This window comes from Photorhabdus sp. RW14-46 (assembly GCF_963887965.1).
Classification (GTDB): domain Bacteria; phylum Pseudomonadota; class Gammaproteobacteria; order Enterobacterales; family Enterobacteriaceae; genus Photorhabdus; species Photorhabdus laumondii.
This window is the reverse complement of record NZ_CAWPHH010000090.1, coordinates 1-1,796: the sequence shown is the minus strand read 5'-3', so window position 1 is coordinate 1,796 and position 1,796 is coordinate 1. Positions and strand designations below refer to the sequence as shown.

The window sequence follows — 1,796 nt, the reverse complement described above, 5'->3', positions numbered from 1 at the left end:
TTCTGGGGGCAGTGGCCGCCGAAGTCAGTGGCAACAATGCGCTGGCGGGTGCAGCAGGCGCGGCGGGCGGTGAACTGGCTGCCCGAGAACTGATGAAGCATATTCACGGCGAAAATGCTAAAGTCAGTGACTTAAGTGAAGAGGAAAAACAGACCATCAGCACTCTTTCTACTTTGGCGGCGGGGCTGGCCGGCGGCATTGCCGGTGATTCCACCGGCAGCGCCGTCACCGGGGCCCAGGCCGGGAAGAATGCGATTGAGAATAACTTCCTGAGCGTGAATGAGCTGGACAGTTTTGCGCACCAAGCCCGCGCCTGTGAAGGCGAAAGCTGTAAGCAGGTGATCAAGGAGATGGTAGAGACTAATATCCGTAATCAGCAGGAAATGATGGACTTCTGCAACAGCAACCCGACCCAGTGTGCACAAAAGTATGGTTATCTGGTTGATCAGTGGCCGGTATTTGAACGTACCCTCAAAAATATGGACCGGGATGGCACATTACCGGTTGGGTTCAGAAATTACCTGTCTGCGGTGAATACGTTAGGTCAGGCGGCCACAGGCAAGGTAGGCGAACTCGGCTGGACAAAACGCTTTGAGGCGATGGGTATGAGTCAGGAGACCGCCGCTGCAATGGCGATGACGCTACCTATTGTGATAGAGGGAGCCAAAGGGCCGAAATCATCGCCAACAACAAAGGGAAGCACAGGTGCGGTTGTTAATACAGAGAAAGCAGCGCTGGAAAGGCTTGGGCAAAATAGTAAGAACTCAGCAGATCTCAGTTCTAAACAGCAATTTGCGATGCTTGATAAACAAGCTGCAAAAAGCAATGTGGTTATTGACCCAAATAAGATTAACTACATATTTGGAAGAGTTAGCAGCAATAAACATAATGCCGATCGCTCTACTCAGATGGAACAATCTATGAGGCGCTTAGGTATTCCAACAGACGAGAAAGGCGCTCAATACCTTATGGATCACATCTCAAAAGTACCTAAAACGCAGGGTAATATAGTGCAAGTATATACTGATAAATTCGGTAAATATGAAGTCAGGGAATCTTTGTTGTTCGGACCATCAGGTAAAGCAACTAAACTGGAAACTTCATTTGAAATTATGCCTGATGGCACCAGGCGATTTATTACAACAATCCCGAAAGAAGGAAAAAAATAATGTTTATTGAATCCTATCCTGATGAGCTAGATTTACTTTCCTTCTTTGAAAGTGAACCAACATTGGTAGATCATTCTGATAGACGTTTTGCGTATGAATTTACCGATTGCAACGGAATCCACTTAGTATTCTCTTTTAATGTTCTGGAAGGATGGATACAGACTATTTTAGAGTTTAATGGAAACAAAATAGCAGGATATCTCAGTGAGGGTGTTAACAGCTTTAAAATCAAAGATGAAATAGATGGAGAGTATATACACACTGAAATCGTCTTTGCTGATACAAGAACTGACGTTGAAATTAGATTAAAACCATTTATATCTGTTAAATGGGGAACATTAGTTAGATAGCAAAAACTCCCGGCTTAATTAAACTGCCCCCCGAAAGTTGGCCCCCCAACAAGTAGGGGGAAATTCTGTATGAAGAATTACAGCAAGTGTTTGCTCACATTTAAGCGGGTACCACTTCATTAAACCTGGTAGAACACAGCAAACAGACCAGTAAAGGCTTACTCTCCAAATCCTCCGTCGAAACCCACGATGAGGTGCATGAACGCCGGGCACAAAGCACCACGCTCAGCGGCGACCGCGTAACCCTACAAACCGGGAATGACCTCAACATCATCGG

2 protein-coding genes are annotated in these 1,796 nt (G+C 45.9%); both read left to right on the top strand.

What is annotated here, in order from left to right:
- Positions 1–1,169, top strand: a 1,169-nt coding sequence (locus AACQ38_RS23635; protein ID WP_242685685.1) for a VENN motif pre-toxin domain-containing protein, incomplete at its 5' end; no start/stop codon positions are given.
- Complete coding sequence (locus AACQ38_RS23630) at positions 1,169–1,519, top strand: hypothetical protein (protein WP_165579231.1); 351 nt, start codon at positions 1,169–1,171, stop codon at positions 1,517–1,519. The genes AACQ38_RS23635 and AACQ38_RS23630, both read left to right, overlap by 1 nt.
- Positions 1,520–1,796 lie beyond the last annotated feature (277 nt).